The organism is Streptomyces sp. WAC 06738, assembly GCF_003945505.1.
Lineage (GTDB): Bacteria > Actinomycetota > Actinomycetes > Streptomycetales > Streptomycetaceae > Streptomyces.
In genome coordinates this window covers 5,720,255-5,745,254 of the sequence record NZ_CP029618.1, presented here as the reverse complement: position 1 = coordinate 5,745,254, position 25,000 = coordinate 5,720,255, and the positions used below count along the sequence as shown (strand labels likewise).

21 protein-coding genes are annotated in these 25,000 nt (G+C 75.3%); 14 read left to right on the top strand and 7 right to left on the bottom strand.

The window, feature by feature from the left end; all coding sequences use genetic code 11:
• The first annotated feature begins 82 nt into the window (after positions 1–82).
• From DMB38_RS25460 to DMB38_RS25445, 4 genes are all read left to right on the top strand, one after another.
• Entirely contained in the window at positions 83–2,092 is a 2,010-nt protein-coding gene (locus tag DMB38_RS25460; protein WP_125937112.1) for a sulfatase, read from the top strand.
• Between the two features lie 94 nt (positions 2,093–2,186).
• Positions 2,187–2,867, top strand: coding sequence for a DNA alkylation repair protein (locus DMB38_RS25455; RefSeq protein ID WP_125937111.1), 681 nt, complete (start codon positions 2,187–2,189; stop codon positions 2,865–2,867).
• Positions 2,868–2,964: 97 nt separating this feature from the next.
• Complete coding sequence (locus DMB38_RS25450) at positions 2,965–3,417, top strand: SPW repeat protein (RefSeq protein WP_125937110.1); 453 nt, start codon at positions 2,965–2,967, stop codon at positions 3,415–3,417.
• 223 nt (positions 3,418–3,640) lie between these two features.
• Complete coding sequence (locus DMB38_RS25445) at positions 3,641–4,771, top strand: beta-lactamase family protein (protein ID WP_240662462.1); 1,131 nt, start codon at positions 3,641–3,643, stop codon at positions 4,769–4,771.
• 12 nt (positions 4,772–4,783) lie between these two features.
• Here the strand turns inward: DMB38_RS25445 and DMB38_RS25440 are convergent, their stop codons facing one another.
• Complete coding sequence (locus tag DMB38_RS25440; protein ID WP_125937109.1) at positions 4,784–5,398, bottom strand: TetR/AcrR family transcriptional regulator; 615 nt, start codon at positions 5,396–5,398, stop codon at positions 4,784–4,786.
• A 106-nt stretch (positions 5,399–5,504) separates the two neighbouring features.
• Here DMB38_RS25440 and DMB38_RS25435 point away from each other — a divergent pair, with 106 nt between their 5' ends.
• From DMB38_RS25435 to hemC, 3 genes are all read left to right on the top strand, one after another.
• Entirely contained in the window at positions 5,505–6,479 is a 975-nt protein-coding gene (locus tag DMB38_RS25435; RefSeq protein WP_125937108.1) for an ABC transporter permease, read from the top strand.
• A 186-nt stretch (positions 6,480–6,665) separates the two neighbouring features.
• On the top strand, positions 6,666–8,537 hold the full coding sequence (locus tag DMB38_RS25430) for a CocE/NonD family hydrolase (RefSeq protein ID WP_125937107.1): 1,872 nt from the start codon (positions 6,666–6,668) through the stop codon (positions 8,535–8,537).
• A 161-nt stretch (positions 8,538–8,698) separates the two neighbouring features.
• Complete coding sequence (hemC, locus tag DMB38_RS25425) at positions 8,699–9,631, top strand: hydroxymethylbilane synthase (protein ID WP_125937106.1); 933 nt, start codon at positions 8,699–8,701, stop codon at positions 9,629–9,631.
• 45 nt (positions 9,632–9,676) lie between these two features.
• On the opposite strand, the gene DMB38_RS25420 is transcribed toward hemC, so the two are convergent.
• Both DMB38_RS25420 and DMB38_RS25415 read right to left on the bottom strand, forming a co-directional pair.
• Entirely contained in the window at positions 9,677–11,296 is a 1,620-nt protein-coding gene (locus DMB38_RS25420; protein WP_125937105.1) for an amidase, read from the bottom strand.
• A gap of 205 nt (positions 11,297–11,501) precedes the next feature.
• Positions 11,502–12,782, bottom strand: a complete 1,281-nt coding sequence (locus DMB38_RS25415; protein WP_125937104.1) for a PQQ-binding-like beta-propeller repeat protein — start codon at positions 12,780–12,782, stop codon at positions 11,502–11,504.
• Positions 12,783–13,121: 339 nt separating this feature from the next.
• On the opposite strand from DMB38_RS25415, the gene DMB38_RS25410 reads away from it, so the two are divergent.
• The gene (locus DMB38_RS25410) at positions 13,122–13,826 is read left to right on the top strand and encodes a response regulator transcription factor (protein ID WP_240662461.1); all 705 of its coding nucleotides are present in this window, start codon (positions 13,122–13,124) and stop codon (positions 13,824–13,826) included.
• A gap of 71 nt (positions 13,827–13,897) precedes the next feature.
• Here DMB38_RS25410 and DMB38_RS25405 read toward each other — a convergent pair whose 3' ends face one another.
• From DMB38_RS25405 to DMB38_RS25395, 3 genes are all read right to left on the bottom strand, one after another.
• Positions 13,898–14,455, bottom strand: a complete 558-nt coding sequence (locus DMB38_RS25405) for a hypothetical protein (RefSeq protein WP_125937103.1) — start codon at positions 14,453–14,455, stop codon at positions 13,898–13,900.
• An 11-nt stretch (positions 14,456–14,466) separates the two neighbouring features.
• Positions 14,467–16,467: an alpha/beta fold hydrolase gene (locus tag DMB38_RS37545; RefSeq protein WP_125937102.1), complete on the bottom strand. Its 2,001-nt coding sequence runs from the start codon at positions 16,465–16,467 to the stop codon at positions 14,467–14,469.
• A gap of 161 nt (positions 16,468–16,628) precedes the next feature.
• Positions 16,629–16,931: a hypothetical protein gene (locus tag DMB38_RS25395; RefSeq protein WP_125937101.1), complete on the bottom strand. Its 303-nt coding sequence runs from the start codon at positions 16,929–16,931 to the stop codon at positions 16,629–16,631.
• Between the two features lie 278 nt (positions 16,932–17,209).
• On the opposite strand from DMB38_RS25395, the gene DMB38_RS25390 reads away from it, so the two are divergent.
• From DMB38_RS25390 to DMB38_RS25370, 5 genes are all read left to right on the top strand, one after another.
• Positions 17,210–18,436: an acetylserotonin O-methyltransferase gene (locus tag DMB38_RS25390; RefSeq protein ID WP_240662460.1), complete on the top strand. Its 1,227-nt coding sequence runs from the start codon at positions 17,210–17,212 to the stop codon at positions 18,434–18,436.
• The gene (locus tag DMB38_RS25385; protein ID WP_125937100.1) at positions 18,414–18,824 is read left to right on the top strand and encodes a DCC1-like thiol-disulfide oxidoreductase family protein; all 411 of its coding nucleotides are present in this window, start codon (positions 18,414–18,416) and stop codon (positions 18,822–18,824) included. Before DMB38_RS25390 ends, DMB38_RS25385 begins: the two co-directional genes overlap by 23 nt.
• Positions 18,825–18,907: 83 nt before the next feature.
• Positions 18,908–19,297 (top strand): metalloregulator ArsR/SmtB family transcription factor, encoded by a 390-nt coding sequence (locus tag DMB38_RS25380; protein ID WP_125937099.1) that lies wholly within the window; start codon positions 18,908–18,910, stop codon positions 19,295–19,297.
• Positions 19,294–20,334 (top strand): TIGR03086 family metal-binding protein, encoded by a 1,041-nt coding sequence (locus tag DMB38_RS25375; RefSeq protein WP_125937098.1) that lies wholly within the window; start codon positions 19,294–19,296, stop codon positions 20,332–20,334. The genes DMB38_RS25380 and DMB38_RS25375 overlap by 4 nt, the downstream gene beginning before the upstream one ends.
• 238 nt (positions 20,335–20,572) lie before the next feature.
• The gene (locus tag DMB38_RS25370; RefSeq protein WP_125937097.1) at positions 20,573–21,085 is read left to right on the top strand and encodes a hemerythrin domain-containing protein; all 513 of its coding nucleotides are present in this window, start codon (positions 20,573–20,575) and stop codon (positions 21,083–21,085) included.
• Between the two features lie 43 nt (positions 21,086–21,128).
• Here the strand turns inward: DMB38_RS25370 and DMB38_RS25365 are convergent, their stop codons facing one another.
• Positions 21,129–21,734: a DUF6506 family protein gene (locus DMB38_RS25365; RefSeq protein ID WP_125937096.1), complete on the bottom strand. Its 606-nt coding sequence runs from the start codon at positions 21,732–21,734 to the stop codon at positions 21,129–21,131.
• A 107-nt stretch (positions 21,735–21,841) separates the two neighbouring features.
• Between DMB38_RS25365 and DMB38_RS25360 the strand changes: the two genes are divergently transcribed.
• Entirely contained in the window at positions 21,842–25,000 is a 3,159-nt protein-coding gene (locus DMB38_RS25360; RefSeq protein ID WP_125937095.1) for a BTAD domain-containing putative transcriptional regulator, read from the top strand.

Sequence of the window (25,000 nt, the reverse complement as noted above, 5' to 3'; positions counted from 1 at the left end):
CGCGCGGCGCTCCGCGCGTCCGTCCCGGACTAATTCACCCGGGTGTTGACGCCCGCTCGCGGGCCCCCGGACGCTGAGCCGTATGCCCCCGACGACGTTCCGCCGCCCCTCGCGCCGCGGCGTCCTGCGCGGTGCCTCAGCCGTCGGCCTCACGGCCGTCGCCGCCCCCGCACTCGCCCGGAGCGCCACCGCCGCGGGCCCGCCGCCGCCCAACATCATCGTCGTGTCGGTCGACGACCTCGGCTGGCGCGAGTTCGGCGCGTACGGCAACACCTTCAACGAGACCCCGCACATCGACCGGCTGGCGCGCGAGGGGATGCGCTTCACCCGCGCGTACTCCGCCGCGCCCATCTGCTCGCCGACCCGCGCCGCGCTGATGACCGGGCTGTACCCGGCCCGTACCGGCATCACCGACTTCCTCCGCGAGGCACCCGCGGCGAGTGACAAGTTCCTCTCCCCCGACGTGCCCACCGTCCCCGACTTCCTCGGCCCGTACGGCTACACCACCGCCCTGATCGGCAAGTGGCACCTCACCGAGACCTACAGCGGCGAGTACACCGAGCGGCCCGGCAACCCCTACGCGCACGGGCTGGACGAGGCCATCGCCTCCGAGCGGCTGTACATCGCGGACGGCGACTACTTCCACCCGTACCGCTTCATGCCCGACCTGCCGGCCCGCACCCCCGGCGAGTACCTCACCGACCGGCTCGCGGACGAGGCCGTCGACTTCGTCGCGCGCCACCGCGACGAGCCGTTCTTCCTGCACGTCTCCAACTACGCCGTGCACACCGCCCTGGCCGCGAAGCCCGGACTGCTCGCCAAGTACGAGGCCAAGCCGGGCGCCGGCGACCTGCCGAACCGGCCCGCGCTGGCCGCGATGCTGGAGAGCGTCGACCAGCAGGTCGGCCGCATCGTCGCCGCGCTGGACGAGCACGGGCTCGCCGGGCGCACGCTGATCCTCGTCACGTCCGACAACGGCAGTCCGTACCGGGACGCGACGGCGCCGCTGCGCGGCGGCAAGAGCGAGCTGTACGAGGGCGGGATCCGGGTGCCGCTGGTCGCGTACTGGCCCGGCCGGGTGCCGCCGGGGCGCACGGACGACACGCCCGTCTCCACGATCGACGTGCTCCCGACGGCTCTCGACCTGGCCGCCGGCGGCCGCGCCCCCGCCGCGCGCTTCGACGGCACGAGCCTGGCCCCCCTGCTCACCGGCCGCGGCCGGCTCCACCGCGACACCCTCTTCTGGATCTACCCGCACTTCAACCAGAACCGCCACCCGCACGCGGCCGTCCGCCACGGCGAGTTCAAGCTGGTACGCCGGCTCCGCGGCGGCGCCGCCGAGCTGTACCACGTCGGCCGCGACCCCGGTGAGACCGACGACCTCGCGGGCCGCCACCCCGCGAAGCTCCGCCAGTTGACCGCGCTGCTCGACGACCACCTCGCGGACGTCGGCCTGTTCCCGCCGCCGCCCGGCCCCGGGGCGTACCCCGTGGCCGAACTGGACGAGCGGTTCGACACCGGCCTCGACGGCTTCACCGTGCTGCCCGTACCGCGCGGGTCGCACCAGGGCACCGCCACCGCGGACGACGGCAGGCTGACCGTGACCACGCAGGCGCCGACGCACCTGCTCTTCCTCTCCGGCACCGCGCCGCGCACGGACACCTTCGCGCTGGTGCTGGAGACCGGCACGTTCGCGGGGACGGGCGGCCAGGACACCGTCTTCGTCGGCCTCGCCAAGGACGCGGACAACTATCTGCTCTTCCGCCATCACAACGGGTTGCGGCGGGCCGGCTGGGACCTGCGCGTCGACGGCAGGCTGATCACCGTCGGCCAGGAGCCGCTGGACAACCTCGACGGCACCGTGGACCTCTCCCGCCCCGGCTCCCGCTACGCCCTGGTGGCGCGCGGCAGGGTCACCACGGCGTACGTGGACCAGGGCGCGGGCTGGGAGTTCCTCTTCACGGCGGACGCGGGCGGGGTGCTGGACCTCACGGACCCGGAGGTGCGGGCGGCGTACCGGTACACGGCGAGCGTGCGCCTCGACCGGGGCACGATCACGCTGAACGGGCTGCGGGCGGCGAGCCGCGCGTAGCCCGGGCCGGGCGCCGTCCGGCGCAGAGCGCCGCGCCGCAGGCGGGATTGTCACAGCCGGGGTCTAGGCTCCCACCGACCGGCAGGAGGGTGCGGTGGCGGAGATGACCCTGACCGAGGTAATGGCGGAGCTGGCCGAGCTGGAGGACCCGAAGGCGCGCGCGGTGAACGAGAGGCACGGCGACGACCACGGCGTCAACCTCGGCAGGCTGCGCGCGCTCGCCAAGCGGCTGAAGACGCAGCAGCCGCTCGCCCGCGAGCTGTGGCGGACCGGCGACACCGCGGCGCGGCTGCTGGCGCTGCTGGTCTGCCGCCCGAAGGCGTTCGAGCGGGACGAGCTGGACGCGATGCTGCGCGAGGCGCGTACGCCCAAGGTGCACGACTGGCTCGTGAACTACGCGGTGAAGAAGAGCCCGCACGCCGAGGAGCTGCGCCTGGCCTGGCTCGCCGACCCCGATCCGGTGGTGGCGGCCGCCGGCTGGGCGCTGACCGCCGAGCGCGTGGTGAAGAGCCCCGCGGGCCTCAACCCGGCAGGGCTGCTCGACGTGATCGAGGCGGAGCTGAAGGACGCCCCCGACCGGTTGCAGTGGGCGATGAACACGTGTCTCGCGCAGATCGGCATCGAGTACCCCGCACACCGCGCACGCGCCGTGGCCGTCGGTGAGCGCCTGGGGGTGCTGAAGGACTACCCGACCTCGCCGGGCTGCACCTCGCCGTTCGCCCCCGTCTGGATCGCCGAGATCGTCCGCCGGCGAGGCGGCCCGCAGGCGCTCTGACCGGGCCGGAAGCCCTCACCACGCAGAGTCACCCAAACAGGCGTATCGTACGAAAAGGGATGCATCCGACTCTGTCTCTGGAGAGGAGGCGGCAACCATGTCGAATCAGCAGCACACCACTGAGATGACCTCGCACCCCGATGTAGTGGAGATGCGGGACCGGCTCGATCGCACGGCGGCCAGAGGTGGTGTGATTGCCCTCGAAGGACTGATCCTTCTGGCCGGCCTGTTCGCCGCGATTTCGCCTTGGGTCGTGCACTTCACGGGGAACACCAACCTCACTATCAACAACCTGATCGTCGGCATCGCCGTCGCCCTGATCGGGCTCGGGCTGGCACTCGCCCCGGAGCGGACGTCCGGCCTGGCATGGTTGACGATTCCCCTCGGCGCCTGGCTGGTCATCTCCCCCTGGGTGGTCACCGTGACCCACGGCGCGCCGACGGCCGCCATCTGGGCCAACTGCTTCGTCGGTGGTGTCACCGCCCTGCTTGGGCTGCTCGCCATGGGTCTGACCGTGGCGTTCAAGCACCAGGCGCGAACGCGTATGTGACGGTCCTCGACTCCGGCCGCGGAGCGGGCAGTTGTCTCCCGCCCCTCCGCGGCCGGGTCCTGCCCGAAAGGCGCGGGTCCGGACGGTCGCGCGCCTCCGGGCGGGCCCGGCCGGCCGCCGGGTGGGGACAACCCCCGGTGCGGGACTCCGACCGGCCCCATTCTCTCCTGCCGCCCCCTGCCGCAGGCTCGTCGCGTACGGGACGGGCGAGACGAGAGCGCGGGTGGACCGGGTGAAGCGGGTACGGGGTGTGCTGGTGGCGGCGGCGACGGTGCTGGCGGTGGCGGCCGGGTCGGCCGCCGCCCCGCCGCGGGACGGCGACGAGCCGCCCGGGGCGGCGGAGTTGCGGGAGCGGCTGGACGGGCTGGTGGCCGAGGGTGCGGTGGGCGGGCTCGCGGAGGTGCGCGACGGGCGCCGGGTGTGGCGGGTCACCAGCGGCGTCGCCGAGCGGGACACGACGCGGGCGGTCCCGGCGCGCGGGCGGTTCCGGATCGGCAGCATCACGAAGACCTTCGTCGCCACCGTCGTGCTGCAACTCGCCGGCGAGGGGCGGCTGCGGCTGGACGACCCGGTCGAGGACTGGCTGCCGGGCGCCGTCCCGGACGGCCGCCGCATCACCGTGCGGCACCTGCTGGGCCACACCAGCGGCCTCTACGACTACAAGCGCACCCTGACCGTGCCCCCGGACCCGGCGTTCCTCGACTACCGGTCGCGGACGTGGACCCCGGAGGAGCAGATCGGGCGCGCCGTCGCCCATCCCCCGACCTCCACGCCGCCGGGCACGGCCTACGCGTACTCCAACACCGGCTACCTCCTGCTCGGCCGGATCATCGAGGAGGCCACTGGGCGCCCGTACGCTAAGGAGATCGGGCGGCGGATCCTCCGGCCGCTGCGGCTGCACGCCACCTCGCTCCCCGGGACGTACCCGCGGATCCGCGGGGCGCACATGCGCGGCTACGTCCCGGTCGAGCGGGCCGGCGGGATTCAGCTCGCCGACTTCACGGAGATGAACCCGTCGCTCTTCGGCGCGAGCGGCGAGATGATCTCGACGGCCGGCGATCTCGACCGCTTCCTCGCCGCACTGCTCGGCGGGCGGCTGCTGCCGGACCACCTGCTGGCGGAGATGCGCACGCCCGCGTTCGGGGACCGGACGTACGGGCTGGGGCTGGCCTGGAAGGAGACCTCGTGCGGAGTCACGGTGTACGGCAACGACGGCGACGCGCTGGCCTACCAGAGCTGGTCGTTCACCACCCCGGACCTGCGCCGCCACGTCACCGTCGCGCTCACGCCCGAGCACCGCGCCGACCTCGACGACTCCGTGGACGCGCTCCTGGACGCGGCCTTCTGCGGCTGACCGGCCGCGCGCTCAGGCGTGCGGCGACAGCAGGGCGCGCAGGCCGCTGCGGAGTTCGACCTCGACGTCCTTGAAGACGGCCTGCTGCACGATGAACCCCTGGACGAGCGCCATGAGGGCGCGTACGAGGTGGTCGGTCGGGACGTCGGCGCGCAGGTGGCCGGCGTCCTGGTAAGTGCGGACGACCTTGCCCCACATGGCGCGCATCCGGTCGTAGCCCGCGTTCAGTGTCGCGGCCAGCCCCTCGTCCCGCAGGGTCTCGCTCCAGACCTGCACGATCAGTTCGGCGAACGCGCCCGGCCGGTCCACTCCCGAGGTGCGGGCCTGCTCTTCCAGCACCTGGGTGAGCACCCCGTCGATCACGTCGGCGAGGGGGCGCAGCGGGGCCTCGTGGCTCGCGGACTCGAAGGCCAGCCGCATCCGCTCGAACGCCTCCTCGGCGACGGCCGTGATCAGGTCGCTCTTGCCGCGGAAGTAGCGGTAGACGGCGCCGGAGGAGAGCCCGGTCTCCTGGAAGACGTCCTGCATGGACGTGGCATGGAACCCGTTGCGCGTGAAGCAGCGCCGCGCGCCGTCCAGGATCTGCCGGCGCCGGGCGTCCAGATGGGCCTGGGATACGCGAGCCATGGCCGCCACACTAAAACGAACGTTCCTTCTTGACAAGTCGCGACCGTCCCGCGCAGAGTGAGGATCGTAAAACGAACGATCCTTCTCTTTACGATCGAGGCCCCCGATGTCCTCCACCCGCAGCGTGCTCGCGGTCGTCGTCCTGGTCCCCGCCCTCGTGGCCCTCGCCCTCTGGGCGTTCGTCTGGCCCAACGCCCGGCTCGCGCCGCGCGACCTGCCCCTCGGCGTCGCGGGACCCGCGCAGGCCACCGCGCCGCTCAAGGCGCAACTGGCGGAGCGCGAGGGCGCCTTCGAGGTGCACGAGTACGCCGACGCGGACGCGGCCCGTACCGCGATCGAGGAGCGCGAGGTCTACGGCGCCGTCGTCGCCTCCCCCGGCGGGCCCGAGCTGCTGGTGGCCACCGCCGCCGGGCCCAGCGTGGCGCAGGTGCTCACCGAGGCCGTCGGAGAGAAGGCCGGGCGGCCGGTGCCCACCCGGGACGTGGTCCCGCTGCCGTCCGCGGACCCCCGCGGCTCCGCCCTCAACTCCAGCGTCCTGCCGCTCGCGCTGGCCGGCCTCCTGGTCGGCGGGCTGGTCACCCTGCTGGGGCTGCGGGGCGGTCGCGGGGTGCTCGCCGCGGTGGGCGCGGCCGCGGCCATCGGACTGGTCGCCGCCGCGCTCGCGGACAGCTGGCTCGGCGCCCTGGCCGGCGACTGGTGGGCGGAGGCCGGCGCGCTCGGCCTGACGGTCCTCGCGGGCGCCGGGGCGGTCGCGGGCCTCGCCGCGGTGCTCGGCCGGGCCGGGATGGGGGCCGGCAGCCTGCTGGTGATGCTCCTCGGCAATCCGTTCTCGGGCGTCACCTCGGCCCCCGAGCTCCTCCCCGAGCCGGTGGGGACGCTCGGCCAGTGGCTGCCGCCGGGCGCGGGCGGCTCCCTGGTCCGCTCCGTCGCCTACTTCGACGGCAACGGCGCCGCGGGCCCGCTCGCGGTCCTCGCCGGCTGGTCCGCGGCCGGCCTGGCGCTGCTGGCCCTCGGCCCGCTGCTCGCCCGCCGCCGTGCCCCGGAGGCCGCGCGGCCGGCCGCCGCGGGCGTCGCGGTGTAGCGCCGTCCCCGCACGGAGCCCGTACGGCCCCGGCCAACAGGCAGGTCGCATGGCCTCGTTGACGTGTACGCGAAGTGATCATACGCTCCACGCGTCGGTCCCGGTCGCGCCCGCGACGTGTGGTTTTCCCGGGTGCGCCCAGCCGCCGTCCCCCCACAACTCCGTACCGTCATTCCGGAGGAGCATGTGAAGAGACGTCACGCGGCCGCCTGGGCCGCCTCCGCACTCGCCGCCACCCTCGCGGCGACCGGCGCGCTCGCCGGGCCCGCGACCGCGGCGCCCGAAGCCACCGCGGCCGGCCCCCAGGCCCGTATCGCCACCGCCACCGAATCCGTCACGCACGACGAGAACGACCGCGTGCCCGAGGGCGCGGAATGGACCCAGCACTACTTCCCCTCCGCCGACGACTCCGGCACCGAGCTGCACGCCGACGTGCTGCTGCCCGAGGGTCTTGAGAAGGGCGAGGAGGTGCCCGTCATCCTCTCCGTCGGGCCGTACTTCGCTCACGCCGGCGCGACCGGCGACGAGGGCTGGTCGCACACCGGGCCCTCCTCGCGGTTCCAGGACTTCATCGAGGGCGCCGACGTCTTCGCCAACGGCTACGCCTTCGTCATGGTCGACCTGCGCGGCTTCGGCGGCTCGACGGGCTGCCTCGACTGGGCCGGGCCCGGCGAACAGGCCGACGTGAAGGCCGCGATCGACTGGGCCGCCGGCCGGCCGTGGTCGACGGGCGCGGTCGGCATGTACGGCAAGTCGTACGACGGCGTGACCGGGCTGATCGGCAACAACCTGGACCAGCGGGCCCTGAAGGCCGTCGTGTCGCAGGAGCCGGTCTGGGACATGTACCAGTACATTTACTCCAACGGCGTGCCGCGCCCCAACGTCACCGGCACCGCCAACGCGTACAACTCGATCGCCACCATCCCCCCGATGGCCGACGACGACCCCCGCTACGCGGCCAACGCCCGCTGGGAGGAGACCCATCCGGAGTGCCTGACGGAGAACTCCGCCGGCTACCGGATCTCCGACCAGGACAGCGAGCACTGGAAGGCGCGCGACCTCGCGCGGCAGGCCAAGGGCAGCGACACCCCCCTCTTCGTCACGCAGGGCTTCATCGAGCCCAACACGAAGCCCGAGGAGATGGAGGAGTACCTGGACAACCACCGCGGCCCCGAGCGCGGTTGGCTCGGCCAGTGGGACCACGTCCGCGGCGGCGACCGCGTGCCCGACGGCCGGCTGGCGATGGGGCGCGAGGGCTGGTACGACGAGACGCTCGCGTTCTTCGACCAGTATCTGAAGGGCGAGAAGCCGTCCGTCCGTTACCCGAAGTACGCCATGGAGGACAACAGCGGCGACTGGCGCGCGCAGAGCACCTGGCCGGTCGTCGAGCGGCGCGCGGGCATCCCCCTGGGCGGCGGCTCGTACGTCGACGACGGCGGCGCCTCCGCCCGCGCCGACCTCACCGCCTCCGGCCGCGCGGCGCCCGGCAAGCCGGCGCAGCCGTCCGGCAAGTGGGACATGGAGAACGCGCCCGCCCTGGAGCCGGCCGCACCGGACGGGCTCGCCGCCGAGGCCGCGAAGCAGCAGCGGGCGGGCGAGGTCACGTCGAGCTTCTTCGCGTGGTCGAAGCCGCTCCAGCGGGACGTGCGCGTCACCGGCACCCCGCGGATCGCGCTGAACGCGAAGGGCGCGGGGAACGTCATGCTCAAGCTCTACGACGTCGCCCCCGACGGCACCGCCGTGATGTTCGACGAGCAGGTCTCGCTCCTGGAGCGCGGCCGGTTCACCGTCGACCTGAAGTCGACCGACTGGCGGCTGGCGGCCGGGCACGTGCTGGCGGTGGAGATCGGCACGATCCAGACCGGCTCGTGGCGGGACACCCCGTCCGGCGAGACGATCGAGGTGCGTGACGCGACGCTGCACCTGGCCCTGGACGGCACCGCCGACGACGTGGCGACCGGCGGCGAGCGCTCGCCGTACCTCGACACGTACCTGAGGCAGTACACGGTGGACCTCCCCGCGGGGCCGCCGTCGTTCACCGTCCCCGGCGTCAGGTAGCTCCGGCGGAACGCAGGCCGGGCCGCCGACGGCACATGCGCCGCCCGGGAGCCCGCGGGCTCCCGGGCGGCGCACGCGTTCGAGGCAGGTCCGAGGCGTACGCGACCGCGGGGCCGGGGCCCGTCCGAAGAGGCCGTTTCTGACGGTCTATCGTGTACGGCATGTCCGTGCCCGAGCTCATCCGCATCGTCTCGCGCGACTCCCCCATGGCCCTCGCCCAGGTCGAGCGCGTCCGCGCCGAGCTGGCCGCCCGCCACCCCGGCATCCGCACCGCGGTGGTGCCGGTGAAGACCACGGGCGACAAGTGGCTGGGCGACCTGTCCCAGGTCGACGGCAAGGGCGCGTTCACCAAGGAGGTCGACGCCGCGCTGGTCAGCGGGGAGGCGGACCTGGCGGTGCACTGCGTCAAGGACGTGCCCGCGGACCGGCCGCTGCCGGCCGGGACGACGTTCGCCGCGTTCCTGCGCCGCGACGACATCCGCGACGCGCTGGTCCACCCCGGCGGGCTCGGACTCGACGACCTGCCCGCGGGCACCCGGATCGGCACGTCCTCGGTGCGACGGATCGCCCAGCTCTCCGCCGCGTACCCGCACCTGGAGTGCGTGCCGTTCCGCGGCAACGCGAACCGCCGGCTGGCGAAGCTCCACGCCGGGGAGGTCGACGCGCTGCTGCTGGCGGTGGCCGGTCTCGAACGCATCGGCCGCGCCGACGTCATCACCGAGGTGCTGCCGGTGGAGACGATGTGCCCGCCGCTGGGCGCCGGGATCCTGGCGCTCCAGTGCCGCGAGGACGACACGGCGACCATCGACGTCGTCAGCGACCTGAACCACCCGGAGACGTACCGCGAGGCCATGGCCGAGCGGATGTTCCTGCACGTGCTCCAGGGCCACTGCAACAGCCCCATCGCCGGCTTCGCCACCGCGGCGCCGGACGAACTGTGGCTGCGCGGCCGGGTGTTCAGCCCCGACGGCAAGACGGTGCTCCACGCCCACGAGTCCGCGGGCCGGCTCACCCCGCCCGACCTCGGCACGTCGGTCGCCCTCGCGCTGCTGCGGCAAGGCGCGCGGGAGCTGATCGACGGCATCGCGCACTGACGCGCGCGGGGCGCAGCAGCGCGGCGGCCGGACGCGGCGGGCGGCTTACAGGCCGACGTCCGGCGCCCGGTACTCCGGCGGCCTGCGGACCGCGGTCGCGCGCTCGTACGCGTACGCCAGCCGCAGCAGCGTCGGTTCGCTCCACGCCGTCCCCATGAACGTCAGCCCGACGGGCAGCCCGAACGCGAACCCCGCCGGCACGCTCACCGCCGGATAGCCGGCGAGCGCCGCGGGGGTCGAGGAGCCGCCGCCGTAGGCGTCGCCGCGGATCAGGTCGATCTTGGCCGGCGGGCCGCTGGTGGGCATCACGAGCGCGTCGAGGCGGTGCCGGCGGAGCACCGCGTCGATCCCGTCGGCGCGCGAAAGCCGGTGGTTGACGGCCAGCGCCTCCCGGTACTCGGCCTCGCCGTACTCCAGCCGGTGCACCGTCTCCAGACCGTCCTGCCGGACGTAGCGCAGCTCGCGGTCGGCGTTCTCGCGGTTGAACTCGATCAGCTCGGCGAGGCTGCGCGGCACGTCGCCCGCGGCGCCGGCCAGATAGGCGTTGATCCCGCGCTTGACCTCGTAGACCTGGACGACGACCTGGCCCGGCAGGTCGTCGAGCTGCCCGGCGGTGGGGATGTCCGCCGGGTCGACCACGGTGGCGCCCGCCGCGCGCAGGGCGGCGATCGCCCGCTCCGCGATCTCGTCGGCGTGGTGGCTGTAGCCGAAGTAGACCTCGCGCGCCACCCCGATCCGGGCGCCGCGCAGCCCGCCGGGGTCGAGGAAGCGGGTGTAGTCGCGGTGGTAGTGGCCGCGGCTCGCCCCGGTCGCGGGGTCGCGCGGGTCGACGCCGACGAGGGTGCCGAGCAGGATCGCGGCATCCCGTACGGTACGGGCCATCGGGCCGACGCTGTCCTGGCTCGGCACCCCGGGGATCATGCCGCCGCGGCCGACGAGCCCGACGGTCGGCTTGACGCCGACGACGCAGTTGGCGGACGACGGGTCGAGGATCGAGCCGTTCGTCTCGGTGCCGATGCCGGCGACGCAGAGGTTGGCGGCGACGGCGGCGCCGGTGCCGGAGCTGGACTCGTGGGGTGAGCGGTCCAGCTTGTACGGGTTGGCGGTCTGCCCGCCGCGGGCGCTCCAGCCGGCGTGGTGGGTCAAGGACATGCCGCCGGCCCACTCGCTGAGGTTGGTCTTGCCCAGGATGACGGCGCCGGCGGCGCGCAGCCGGGCCGCCACGGCGGAGTCCCTCCGGACCCGCATCCCCTCCAGGGCGTAGGAACCGGCGGTGGTGTGCATCCGGTCGGCGGTCTCGAACATGTCCTTGAGCAGCACGGGCATGCCGTGCAGCGGGCCGCGGGGCCGCCGTTCCCGGTCGAGCGTGCGCGCCTCGCGCAGCGCGTCGGGGCTGACCTCGATGACCGAGCGGAGGAGCGGGTCGATGCGCTCGATCCGCTCCAGGTAGTGGCGGGTGAGCCGGACGGCGTCGAGCCGCCCGTCGGCCATGCGGCGGCGCAGTTCGTCGATGTCCAGCTCGTCGAAGTCGTCCGGGGCGTCGGGGACCCGGCCGCGGCCGGTGCCGGCGTGGGCCGGGCCGGCGCCCAGCGCGGGCGCGGCGGCAGCGGCGGAGCCGAGGGCGAGCAGGGAGCGGCGCGAGGGGCGCGGAGCGGGAGTTCTCATACGCCGGAACGCTAGGGCGGCGGCGCCGCCGGATCCCTCCGGCTGCCACCCCCTTCGTCGCGGGAGCCATCCCCCGGCCCGTACGGGGGCCGGCCGGAGTCCCCGACTGCCGTACGGCGGCGGGGAGTCCGGCTCCTCCCGGGCGACCGGGCGCGGGGGCGCCGCCGTCCGCTCCGGCGCACGGCGGCGGCCCCCGCCCGGCGCGCTACCGCCGGTACGCCTCGATCCGCAGCGCCTCCTCACCGACCTCGGGCTCGGCGAGCACGTACACCACACCGCCGTCTTCGCTGCTGGCCACCGCCTGCGCGGAGCCCGCGTTCTCCGGCAGCATGCCCGCGGTCGCGGGCTCGCCGCCCTTCCGCGCGTCCCACAGCGCCAGGTACTCGCCCATGGCGTTCTCGCCCTCGATCATGCCGTCCCGGAGCGCGACCAGTTCGCCGCCGGAACCGCCGCCGGGGGCCAGCGGGTGCGGAGCGAAGTCGAACTCCTTCTTCCACAGCTCCTTGCCGGTGGTCAGATCGATGCCCACGTAGTCGTTGGTGGCGTCGTCGTAGCTGGTGACCAGCACCGAGTCCCGGATGGTGAAGTCCCCCGGGTCGAGGTGGAGATACCCGTCGGGCCGCTTCAGCGGCAGGTCGGTCAGCACCTTGCCGTCCTCGCCGAACGACACCAGCCGCTCCTGCGTCGCGACCGTCAGCGGCTCGTCGGTGAGGATCTCGACCCGGGCGGGCTGGTCCTCGTCGGTGAAGTCCGCCGCGGTCCACAGCTCCTCGCCGCTCGCGGCGTCGTACGCGGCGATGTGGTTCTCGGCGCCGGTCAGGTCGGGGCAGTCCACGACGGCGACCAGAGAGGTGGCGCTGTGCCGCCAGTCGGTGTAGAAGTCGTCGCACTGCTCGCCCACCGTCACCTCGGGGGTGGGCAGTTCCTCGCCGTCGAGGGAGAAGCGGTGCAGGCCGTCCTCGATCAGCTCGACGGTGACCGTCTCCTCGCCGACGCTGACGGGGACGACGTCGGCGCTCGGGTACGCGCTGTCGCCGGAGGTCAGGTCCTTGCTCCAGAGCAGCTTGCCGCTCGTGGTGTCGACCACCGCGAGCACCGCGCAGGAGTCGTCGCCGGGTTTCGCGTCCGCCGGGCCGAACAGCACCGCGCCGACGCCGCCGGCGTTCACCGCCGGCGAGGCGGCGCAGGGCTGTCCCGCGCCCGGTGGCGGGGCCAGTTCCCAGGCGGGCTTGCCGGTCTTGGCGTCGTGTCCTGTGACCCCCTCGGTGCTGATGCCGACGACCCGGTCACCGGTGACCCAGAGCGGCGGCAGCCACACGTCCTCCGGTTCGTGCGCCACGGCCTTCGTCCGCCACTCCTCCGCCAGCGGGGCCCCGCCGCCCCCGGCGGAGTCGCTCCCCTCACCGCCGTCGTCACCGCAGCCCGCGGCGAGCAGCACCGCGGCCGCCGTCGCCAGTAACGCCCACTTCTCCGTCTTCGCGCCCATACAGTCGCTCGTGTCCCGTCCTCTTGTCGTGATCAACTCAGGTTGCTCAGGACGCGACCGCGGACAGGATGGTTCCGCTACGGGTGGGGCGGAAGTCGGCCACGATACAGGGCTGTTTTCCCCACAAGCGGGCCCCGCGGGCCGGGCGGGCGGTGCCGTCGCGCCCGTTCAGGGCCCGGGGGGCCGCCGCGGAAACGGGCCGAACCGGGCACGATCCGCCGGGTCCCACGCGCGGGTCACCCACCGGTAGGGCGGTAACTTGCGCATTGACCAGTCGGGTTTGACTACGCGACCGTTTCCGTATCAGTGAGGTGAGTTCGCGTGCTTTCCATTGGGATCGTGACGCCTGACCGCCGGCACCTGTCGCACGTGCTCGGGCTCGCACTCGACAGATTCCACATCGACATCGTGCTGACCAGCACGGTGGTGGCGGACGCCGTCTCGCGCCCCGAGGCCGGGCGGGTGGACGTCTGGCTGGCGCGGCCGGCCGCGGCCACCGGGGAGTCCGTACGGGAGTTCCGGCGGCTGGTGCCGCCGCGGGGGGCCGCCGAGTCCGGGACGGAGGACGGCGGGGGCGCCGGGGCGGGGGCAGGCGGCGGCGTGGGCCGGCCGCGGCCGCTGGCCGTCGTGTGCGGGGGTGAGGAGGGCCAGGTGGCACAGGCGCTGGCGCTGGGCGCGTCGGCCGTGATGCTGCCGGACGACTCGGTGTTCGACACCGCGGCCGGCCTGTACGCGGCGGCCTCCCGGGACCTGTTCGTCTCGCCGCGGCTGCTGCGCCGGGTGTCGCGGCGGCTGAGCGACGTGCTCAGCGGGCCGCTGACCGTCGGCGTGGACGTGCTGACCGAGCGGGAGCAGCGGGTGCTGAGCCTGATGTCCGCGGGCATGTCCAACGGGGCCATCGCCCGCTCGCTCTGCATCAGCCCCGCGACCGTGTCCACGCACGTGGGGCACATCCTGCGCAAGCTGGGCGCCGGCAACCGTACGCAGGCGGTGATCGCCGCGCTGCGGCAGTCGCTGATCGCGCACCCGGCGCACCACGCCTGAGGGAGGGCGCGGTACGCCGGGTGCGGAGGCGGCCGCGTACGCGGGGCCCGCGTGCGGGTCGCGTACGGCCGTCAGGTGCGGGCGCTCTCCGGCAGCTCGTGGAAGTCGGACGCGAAGAGCGTGCGCGGCTCCTCCTCCTCGTCGAAGCCGCCGGAGGACACCACGAGGAACTGCACCTTCCGGGAGCCCGGCGGGTGCGGGCAGTGGTGCGTGACGAAGGTGAGCAGCGCCAGATAGGGGATGGTCAACTGCAGTACCTCGATGCGCTTCTCGTCCAGCGCGAGCTGCGTCAGCTCCGAGACCGTGTCGGGCAGCAGCTTCTCCACCCGCCGTCCGGGGTGCCAGAGCATGTGCCGGATCGTGCGCCGCTCCAGCATCGGGTACTCGGACCACTCGGTGGTGGAGCCGTCCGCCAGCCGCTCGCGCCCCAGGACGTGGATGTCGGAGCGGCCGGGGTTGGGGGCGAAGAAGGTGGTGACGGGGATCGCCGTGTTGATGGGGTCGATGCGGGTGAGGAACTTCGGGGTCTTGCGGAACTGCTTGGCCGCGGTGAGCCCCAGCCAGGAGGCGAGGACGCCGTAGAGCCCGTAGCGGGCGGCGGCCCGCGGCAGTGCCGTGGTGGTGGTCATGTGCGGTCTCCTCAGGCGCTGTCGGGGGTGGGCCTGGCCTTCTCGGCCTTCCCGGCCTTCAGGGGTACGACCGGGGCGGTGCCCGTGGCCACGCGCGTACGCGCCCACTCCACGGCCCGTACGACATGGGCCGCGTGCGCCTCGTCCAGCACCAGCGACTCGTGCCCCGCCTCCTCGACGACGTCGTGCCGCGACACCGTCGACAGCAGCGCCAGCTCCCGCTGGAACTCGGCGTGCAGCGGGTCGCTGCGCACCGTCTCGCCCGCGGTCACCACCGCGACCGGGGTATCGGTCGCGGGCAGCGGCCGGCGCGCGTCGGGGCACCAGGTGCGCTGCGACTCGGCCAGTTCCTCGCGCGCCGTGCGCCACAGCCGCGGCCGGCGCACGATCCGCTCCGTGGCCTCGCCCAGCGGCGCCGGCAGCCCGCTCATCTGCCGCGGGCGGCCGGAGTAGCGCAGCAGCCCGAGCGACGCCTGCAGTCCGGTCGTCGTCATGCGCTGCCGGATCCAGGGCAGCGCCTCGCGCTGCCGCGGGGAGCGGACGAACTGTTCGGGGTGGGTGGCGTCCACGAAGACCAGCCCGCCGGTGAGTTCGGGGTGGCGGCGGGCGAAGGTGCGGACCAGCAGGCCGCCGATGGAGTGGCCGACGAGCACGTACGGGGGCTTGAGCCCGAGGGTGCGCAGGGTCTCCGCGAGGACGTCGGCGGCCTCGTCCGGGCCCTGCGGGCGGTCGGCGGCGTCGCTCCAGCCGATGCCGGGCCGGTCGTAGGCGGCGCTGGGCGTCCGCGGGTCCAGGCCGCGCTGCACCCAGCCCCACTGGGTGGCGGGGGCGGCGAGGCCGTTCTCGAAGACGACGGAGGGCCCGTCCGCGGCGGAGTTGCGGGGCAGGACGTGGACGGTGCGGCCGGCCACGGTGAGGAGTTCGCCGGGTGCGTCGCGGCGCAGCCGGGCGTCGCGGGCGCGGCCGGCCTGCCGGACGGCGGCGCCGGCCAGCAGCGCGAGACCGGCGCCCGCGGTGACGGCGGCGGCGCCGCGGGGCCCGGCGGCGGCGCGCAGCAGCCGTCCCGCGGTGGCGGCGTACGCCTTCGGGGAGGCGGCCGGGGCGGCGGTGCGGGCGCGGGGGCCGAGGGAGCGGGAGACGTGCGCGAGCGCCGGGTAGGTGGAGCAGTAGGACCAGACGAAGCGGTTGAGGCCCATGAAGCGGGCGTTGCCGAGGTGGAAGGCCGTGCCGGAGGCCAGGATGCCGCGTGCCACGGGCTTCGGCGCGACGAGCACCAGCGGGAACGCCATCTCGCCGAGGATCGTCGCCCACGCCACCGACTTCGCCAGCCACGGCCGTTCGCGTACGGCGCGGAAGAAGAGCGGGTCGCCGAAGGTGCTCGTGCGGAAGATCTCCGGGATCGCCGTGCCGTCGCGCCACACCGGGGAGATGAGCTTGGCCGCGCCCGAGGTGAAGTACGCCATGCAGACCTGCGCGGCGAGGAAGCGCACCAGCATCTCGCGGGCCCGCGGGTCGTGCCCGAACGCCTTCTCGGCTGCGGAGACCGCGTAGTTGACGAACGTGAGGTGGTCGGAGCCGTCGAGGCCGAAGCCGCCCATGCGGGTGTGCAGGCCGTGCGCGGTGCCGCACATGGTCGCGGCCAGCACCCCGCGCTGCGCGCGGGTGGCGCCGGGCAGCAGCAGGCCGAGGCCGGTCAGGGCGCGCGTCTGCACCAGACCGACGACGCCGGGGTAGCCGAAGACCTTCTCCAGCCGCTCCTCGCCCACGCGGCGCCACCACATCGGGGCGCGCAGCCGCATCACGGGCCAGGCGAACAGGCCGTCGTCGGCGAGGGTCTCGGCGGTGGCGAGCAGTTCGACGGCGCCGATGGTGGCGCCGACGGAGGTCATCAGCTCCAGCTTGCGGAAGACGGTGTCGATGTCGTCCCGGCCGCCGTAGAGCCGGTCGGCGAACCGGCCCGCCGGCGGGCGGCCGGCGGCACCGGAGGGGGGTGGAGCACTGGGGGGTGTCACGGGTGGGGTCTCCCTTCTGGCGGAACGGCGGAGCGCTCCCGGGCGGCGGCGGGGGTGCCGTCCGCCCGGGAGCGCCGCTGCCGGCCGGACGCCGGGTGGTACCGAGGTGCGGGCGGTGCCGGGACGTCAGGCCGTACGGCGGCGGTGGTGCGGGCCGGCCGTCAGACCATGCCGGGGTGGCCGCCGGTGAGCTGGTCGACCGAACGGCCCCGGAGCGCGGCGCCGTCGGGGGCGTCGGGCGAGGTGCCGTCGTGGAAGCCGAAGGCCGTGGCGAAGGCCGTCGCCGGGCCGAGCGCGCATCCGACCGCCCCGGCGACCGTCAGCGCGATCAGCGGGGTGAAGAGCACCGGGACGACGCGGTCGGTCGGGGCGACGAAGTGCTCGTCGTGCTCCGCCGCGTTCTTCTGCGCCCAGACGGCGATGCGGGAGTCCGCCGTCGTGGGGGCCTGAAGGGTCGTGGTCATGACCTCTCCTTTCGTCGGGAGATTCCGAAGCTAGGTGCGCCGGCGGGGCCCGGCATCCGGTCAACGCACCGTCTTGGCGGCCGGTACGGAGGTGTTCTGAGGATTGACGCCGCGCGCCGGTTCGGTTACGGGCGGGGGCAGCGCGCCCCGGGCCCGGTTTGTCAATCCCCCGTGGCCCGCTCGTGTACGGCGGTCCCTCCGGCGAACTGCGGATGCGCGGGCGCGGGCGGCGGTCCTACGTTCCGGGGCATGGAGACGCCGAGCGGAAGGGCGGGAGCATGAGCGAGCCGACGCACGACGGAGGCGGGGAGCGTACCCGCGGCGGGGACGGGCGGGACCGGCAGGAGGGGACGCGGCCCGCGGAGGCGGGCCGCGCCGCGGAACCGCCGGGCGGGCGGGGGGCCGAGGAGGCCGCCGCCGTACGGGCCGCGACCGGCACTCTGGTCTACGGCTTCGCGCTCTCCCGGATCACCGGCGCCTTCGTCCGCCTCGGCATCCCCGACGCACTCGCCGGCGGCGCGCTGCCCGCCGACCGCCTCGCCCGCGCCACCGGCACCGACGAGCCGTCCCTGCGCCGCCTGCTGCGCGCCGCGACGGCACTGGGCCTGCTGACCGTACGGCCCGGCGGGCGCTGCGAACTGACCCTGCTCGGCGAGCTGTTCCGCGACGACCCGCGACTGCGCCGGCTCGCGGAGCTGTACGGCGAACCGGCGGTGTGGCAGGCGTACGGCGCGCTGGAGGACGCCGTACGCGACGGCGGCTCCGCCTTCCACCACGCCCACGGCACCGGCCTCTTCGCGGCGCTGGAGACGGACGGGCCGCTGGCCGCCCGGTTCACCGGGGCGATGGGCACGGTGACGGCCGCGGCGACCGAACCGCTCCTCGCGGGCTTCGACTTCGGCGGCATCCGCCGCCTCGTGGACGTCGGGGGCGGCGACGGCACGCTGCTCGCCGCGCTGCTGCGCGCGTACCCGCACCTGCACGGCACCCTGCTGGAACGGCCCGCGGCCCTCGCCGCGGCACCGGGCGTGCTGCGGGCGGCGGGGGTGGCGGACCGGTGCACGCTGATGGCGGGCGACTTCTTCACCGCGGTACCGACGGGCGACGGCGGCCCGGCCGACGCCTGCCTGCTGAAGAACATCCTGCACAACTTCGGCGACGACGACTGCGTGCGCGTGCTGCGCGCCTGCCGGGCGGCGCTGCGGCCCGGCGGCCGGGTGCTGGTGCCCGCGCTGGTCCTGCCGGAGGCCGCGGGCGGGGCCCGTACGCAGGCGGACGCCGAGGTGGCGATGGCGCTGAGCGACGTGGAGATGATGGTGCTGACGGCGGGACGGGAGCGCACCCTCGCCGAGTACCGCGGGCTCTTCGCCCGCGCGGGTCTCACGCTGCCGCCCGGGCTGCCCCCGGCTTTGCCCGGTCTCGCGCACCACCACATGCTGGAGGGGACGAGCGGGACACCGCACGACACGGAGGAGGCGCGGGATGCTGCTGCTGTACGACGGTGACTGCGGGTTCTGCACCGGATGGGCCGACTTCGGGCGCCGGCGGTTCGCGCCGGACGTGCGGATCGTGCCGTGGCAGTCGGTGGACCCGGCGGTGTACGGGGTGCCGGAGGAGCGGCTGCTGCGCGAGGTGGTGCTGGTCGAGGAGGTGGGGCACCCGCCCTCCGGGGCCCCGGCGGCGACCGTGCCGCCGGGCGGCGCCATGGCCATCGCCGGCACCCTGCGCAGCGGGAACCGCGCCGGCCGGCTCCTGGGCCGCGCACTCGCCGCCCGGCCCGTGCGCCGCCCCGCCGCGGCCGTCTACCGCCTGGTCTCCCGCAACCGCTACCGGCTGCGCTTCCCCTTCCTCCCGGCCCGCGAGGGCGCGAGCTGCGGGCTCCCCCAGCGGTAGCCACCAGGCTATTCAACCGAACGGTTGACTACTCGCCCGCGTCCGGGCTAGCGTGTATTCAACCGAACAGTTGAGGACGTGAGATGACCTCGGTCCCCGAGCCGGACGAACGGCTGTCGCTGGTGTTCTCCGCCCTGGCGGACCCGACCCGGCGCGACATCGTCGCCCGCCTCACCGCGGGCGACGCGACGGTCAACGAGCTGGCCGAGCCGTACGACGTCAGCGTGCAGGCCGTCTCCAAGCACATCCGCGTCCTGGAGGAGGCCGGCCTGGTCAGCCGCAGCCGGGACGCCCAGCGGCGGCCCTGCCACCTTCAGGCGGAGGTCTTCGACCTCATGACGAAGTGGATAGAGCGCTACCGGCGCGCGGCGGAGGACCGTTACCGCCGCCTGGACGCCGTCCTGGAGCGGATGGACGCCCAGGACGGGCCGCCGGTGGAGAAGACCCGGACAGAGAGAGAAGAAGCATCATGAGCACCACGCCCACCCGCCACCGCAACGAGACCGGGATCGTCGTCGACCCGGCGCTGCCCACCATCGTGATCACCCGGGAGTTCGAGGCCCCGCCCGAGCGGGTGTTCCGCGCGCACACCGACCCCGACCTCGTCGCCCAGTGGCTCGGCCCGCGCGGGCTCACCATGACCATCGACCGGTACGACGCCCGCACCGACGGCTCGTACCGCTACGTCCACGCCGACGAGGAGGGCAACGAGTACGCCTTCCACGGCGTCTTCCACGAGGTGCGCCCCGCCGAGCGCATCGTCCAGACCTTCACCTACGAGGGCATGCCGGACAGCGTCAGCCTGGAGACCGCCGTCTTCGAGGACCTCGGCGGGCGCACCCGGCTCACCGCCACGTCGCTGCTCGACTCCCTCGAATCCCGCGACGGGATGATCGCCAGCGGCGCCGAGACCGGCATCCGCGAGGGGTACGAGCGGCTGGACGCCGTGCTCGACGGCACCCAGGCGGCCGAGGAGCACCGCCGGATCGCCGCCGGCTTCACCGCGCGCGTCCGCGGCGTCGAGGCGGGCAGGTGGGACGACCCGGCGCCGTGCGAGGGGTGGGTCGCGCGGGACGTCGTGCGGCACCTCGTCGAGTGGTTCCCCGGCTTCCTCAAGGCGGGCGCGGGCATCGAACTGCCGGAGGGCCCCCCGGTGGACGACGACCCGGTGGCGGCCTGGCAGGTCCACAACGACGCCGTGCAGTCCCTGCTGGACGACCCGGCCACCGCGGGCAGGACGCTCTCGCACCCGCAGACCGGCGACCTCCCGCTGGCCCAGGCGATCGACCGCTTCTACACGAGCGACGTCTTCATGCACACCTGGGACCTGGCCCGGGCGACCGGCCAGGACGAGCACCTGGATCCGGCCAAGTGCGCCGCCCTGCTGGCGGGGATGCTGCCGATGGACGAGGTGCTGCGCGGCAGCGGCCACTACGGTCCGCGCGTCGAGGTCCCGGAGAGCGCCGACGTGCAGACCCGCCTGCTGGCGTTCATCGGCCGCACGCCCTGAACCCGGGCGGACGCGACCGGCCCCGTCCCTGTCCCTGCCGCGCCGCCCGTGGCAGGGACAGGACCGTGCGTGCAGCGTATGCGCTGGTGAGCAGCCCGGCGCGGGTCATGCCGCGGATTTGGCCGATGCTTGACGGTCACTTGGCCAGCCGCTGGTAACCGCGGGCCCCGGAGCCCGCCGCACGACGGGCCGGGGCCCCCGGATCCGGCGGCCCGGGCCGCCGTGATCGGATGGCGCCATGTCCCCCGAATCCCGTGCGCGGCTCGTCGCCCTCGGCGGCGAACTCCTCGCCATCCACCGCGGGCTCCGCGCGCAGCTCGCCCGGCTCCGTGAGGAGACCGACGACTACCTGGCAGGCGGCCCCCGGCCGCGCGACCTCAAAGCCCACTGCCTCGCCTTCTGCACCGCGCTCACCTCCCACCACACCGGCGAGGACCGCGGCGCCTTCCCCGCGCTCGCCGCGCGCGACCCGGAACTGCGGCCGCTGATCGCCAAGATGGAGGAGGACCACGCGATGATGAGCGGCCTCCTGCAGAGCCTGGAGCGGGTCCTCGACACGCTGCCCGAGGATCCCGGCGAAGGTGACGCGGCACGGGTACGAGGCGAGCTGGAGGGGCTGAGCGCGATCGTGGAGTCCCACTTCCGCTTCGAGGAGCGGACGATCACCGCGGCCCTCGACGCGCTGCCGCCCGAGGCCGGCGGCACCGAGGACCTGCTCGGGCTGCCGGGCCCGGGGAAGGACGGCGCGTAGCGGCGGGGCCGCGGCCTGATCCCCGGGGCCGCACCGCCGCGGATCAGGCGGCGCGGAAGGCGGCGGCGGCGTCCATCGACTCGATGCCATACGTCACCGAGCCGACCGGGATGCCGCCTGCGGCCTCGTGGATACGGGCCGCCGCGTCGGCCCCGAAGCCGCCGAAGATCTCGATCAGGCCCACTTTCGTCCCCCGTACCTCCCGCGCCACCCGCTCCGCCGCGGCCACGTCCGGCACCGCGATCGCGCTGAAGGTGAACCCGCCGGGACGCTCCACGACCAGCCGGTCCCGCGCGGGGTCCGCGCCCGGCAGCAGGATCAGGAACAGCTCCGACTGGTCCTGACCGGCCAGGAACGTCAGGTGGAAGCGGGAGATCGCGGCCAGCGACTCGCTGCCGTACCCGATCGCCCCGACCGGCACCCGGTCCCCCACCTCGGCGATCACCTTCGCCGCTCCCACGGGACCGAACCCGCCGCACAGCTCCACCAGACCGGCCCCCTCCGTCACCAGACCGGCGATGGCGGGCACCGCCTCCGTCTCGTCCGGCACGGCGAGCAGCGTCACCCGCCGCCCGCCGGACTCGAAGACCGTCCGGGTGCCCCGGGGGTCGGCGTCCGGCTGCGGGAAGACCACGATGGACTCGGACATGAGGTCGCTCCTCTCGTTTCCGGGGCCGCGGGATGCGCTCCCCGGTACGACGCCGACGCTACGGAGCCGCGCTGACGGTCCACTGACCGTCGGCTTACGATCGCCGGATGCGCTTCGGTGTGCTGGGACCGCTCGCCGTCTGGACCGACACGGGGCAGGAGGTCGCCGTGCCGGGGGCCAAGGTGCGCGCGCTGCTGGCGGACCTGCTGGTGCACCACGGGCGGGCGGTCCCGGCGCGGACGCTCATCGAGGACCTGTGGGAGGGCACGCCGCCCGCGGGGGCCACGGGGGCGCTGCAGTCGAAGGTCGCCCAGTTGCGGCGGGCGCTGGAGGGGGCGGAGCCGGGCGGCCGGGCGCTGGTGGAGCGGGCCCCGCACGGCTACCGGCTGCGGGCGGAGCCGGCGCAGGTGGACGCGGCGCGGTTCGCGGAGCTGGCGGCGGCGGGGCGGTACGCGGAGGCGCTGGCGCTGTGGCGGGGCCCGGCGTACGCGGGCTTCGCGGAGACGCCGTTCGCGCGGGCGGCGGCGGAGCGGCTGGAGGAGCGGCGGGTCACGGCGTTCGAGGGGCTGGCGGAGGAGCGCGTCGGGCGCGGCGAACACGGCGCGCTGGCGGACGAGTTGGCGGCGATGCTGGCGGCGCATCCGCTGCGCGAACGGCTGCACGCGGTACGGATCCGCGGGCTCTACCTCGACGGCCGGCAGGCGGAGGCGCTGGCGGCGTACCGGGAGATCAGGGACCGGCTGGCGGAGGAGCTGGGGGTGGACCCGGGGCGGGAGCTGACGGCGGTCCACGAGGCGGTGCTGCGGCAGGACCCGGCGCTGGAGCGGGGGCCGGGATCGCGTACGGCAGGCGCGGCGCCCGCGGCGGGCGCGTCGCGTACGGATCACGCCCCGCCCGCGGCAGCCGCGGCCGGAGCCGGTGCGGGACCGGGACCGCCCGCCGGGCCGGAGTCCGCCGCGCTCGCCCCGCCCGCAGGGACCGTGCCGTATGCCGGGCTCACCGCCCTCGTCGGGCGGGACGACGCCGTCGCCGAGGTCCGGGCGCTGCTCCGGGCGCACCGGCTGGTCACGCTCACCGGCCCCGCGGGGGTGGGCAAGACGCGGCTGGCGCTGGAGGTCGCGGCGGCCGCCGGGGGCGGGGCGCGGGTGGTGGAACTGGCCGGCGTCGACGCCGCCGGGGCCCGCCGGGACCCCGCCGTCCTGGCGGAGCGGATCGCCGCGGCCCTCGGCGTACGGGGCGACCTGGGCCGGGCGCTCGGCAGCCGACGGCTGCTGCTCGTCCTCGACACCGTCGAGCACCTGGCCGTGCCGGCGGCCCGGCTGGTGGTGGCGCTGCTGGGCGCCGCCCCGGGGCTGCGGGTCCTGGCCACCGGGCGCGAGCCGCTTGCGGTGCCCGGCGAACGGCAGGTGCCGGTCGCGCCGCTGCCCACGGAGGCGGCGGTGCGGCTCTTCCGCGAGCGGGTCGCGGACTCCGTCCCCGGGTTCGCGGGGGACGACGCGGAGATCGCGGCCGTCTGCCGGCGCCTCGACGGGCTGCCGCTGGCGATCGAGCTGGCGGCTGCGCGGGTGCGCACGCTGGGGCTGCGCGAGGTCGCGGCGCGGCTCGACGACAGGTTCCGCCTCCTCGGCGCGGGGGCGCGCACGCTGCGGGCGGCGTTCGACTGGAGCTGGGAGCTGCTCGACGCCGGGGAACGGGCGGTGCTGCGGCGGCTGTCGGTGTGCGCGGGCGGGTTCGGCCTGGCGACGGCGGAGGCGGTCACCGCGGGTCCCGGGGTGGCGCGCGAGGACGTGGCGGGGACGGTGGCGGCGCTGGCGGACCGCTCGCTGATCACCGTCGGCGAAGCGGGGGCGGGCCGGTTCCGGCTGCTGGAGAGCGTGGCGGCGTACGCCCGGGAGCGGCTGGCGGAGGCGGCGGAGTCGACGGCGTACGCGACCCGCCACGCCCGGCACTTCACGCACTTCGCGGAGGAGGCGGACGCCCGGCTCCGCGGCCCGGAACAGCGGGAGTGGCTGCGCCGCCTGGACACGGAGACGCCGAACCTGCGGGCGGCGCTGGCGGGCTGCGTGGCGCGGGGAGAGGGCGACGAGGCGCTGCGGCTCTGCGGGGCGCTGGGCTGGTACTGGTTCCTGCGCGGCGGCTACCGGGAGGCCCACCGGTCCTTCGGCGACGCCCTGGCGGCGGCGGGGCCGGAGGCCGCCCGCGGCGTTCCGGAACCGGAGGCCGCGGAGGACCGGGAAGGACCGGCGGACCGGCGCGCCGGGGGCGGCCGTTCGTGGGCGCTCGTGTGGCGCGCCGCGCTCGAAGCGTGGGAGCGGATGCCCGGCGGCGGACCGCCCGGTACGCCGCCCGCGGCGCGTACCGCACGGCAGCGGTGGCTGCTCGGGTTCGCTCGTGCCGACGGAGGCGATCTGCCCGCCGCCGTACGGGAGGTCGACCGCGCGCTCGGCGACTTCCGGCGCGACGGCGACCGCTGGGGGACCGCCGCCGCGCTCGGCGTGCTCGGCTGGGAGTCGCTGCGGCTCGGCGAGCCCGGCCGCGCCCGCCGCGAGGGCGAGGAGGCGCTGGCGCTCTTCCGGGACGCCGGCGACCGCTGGGGGCAGGCGCACGCGCTGCGGCTGCTCGGCGTCCTCGCCGAGGTCGGCGGCGACTACGAGCGCGCCGGGCGGCTGCACCGTGAGGGGCTGGCCGCCGCCGAAGAGCTGGAGTTGTGGCCCGTCGTGGTCGAGGAGTTCTCCCAGCTCGGCCGGCTCGCCGCGCTCGCCGGAACGTACGCCCGCGCCGACGCCCACTACGAGCGCGCTCTGCACGTCGCCCGCAAGCGCGGCTTCCACCACGGCGTGGTCCACGCCCGCGCCGGCCTGGGGACCTCGGCCCGCAGACAGGGCCGGCTCGACGCCGCCGAGGAGCATCTGCACGCCGCCGAGCTGGCCCACCGCGACGACGGCTACCGCTCGGGCCTCGCCTACGTCCTCGCCGAACTCGGCTTCGTCGCCGAGCAGCGCGGCGACGCGGACCGGGCCCGTGCCCGGCACACCGAGAGCCTGGAGCTGGCCCGCGCCGCGTCCGACCCGCGGGCCGTGGCGCTGGCGACCGAGGGGCTGGCCGGCGCCGCGGCGCTGGCGGGCGACGCCGGCGACGCGGCCCGCCTCCTCGCCGAGGCCGCCCGCATCCGCCCCCTGCCGCCCGCGGAACGCACCGATGTCGACCGCATCACGGCCCGCATCGCGGACACCTCCGGCCCGCGTTCCGGGCCCGGCGCACAATAG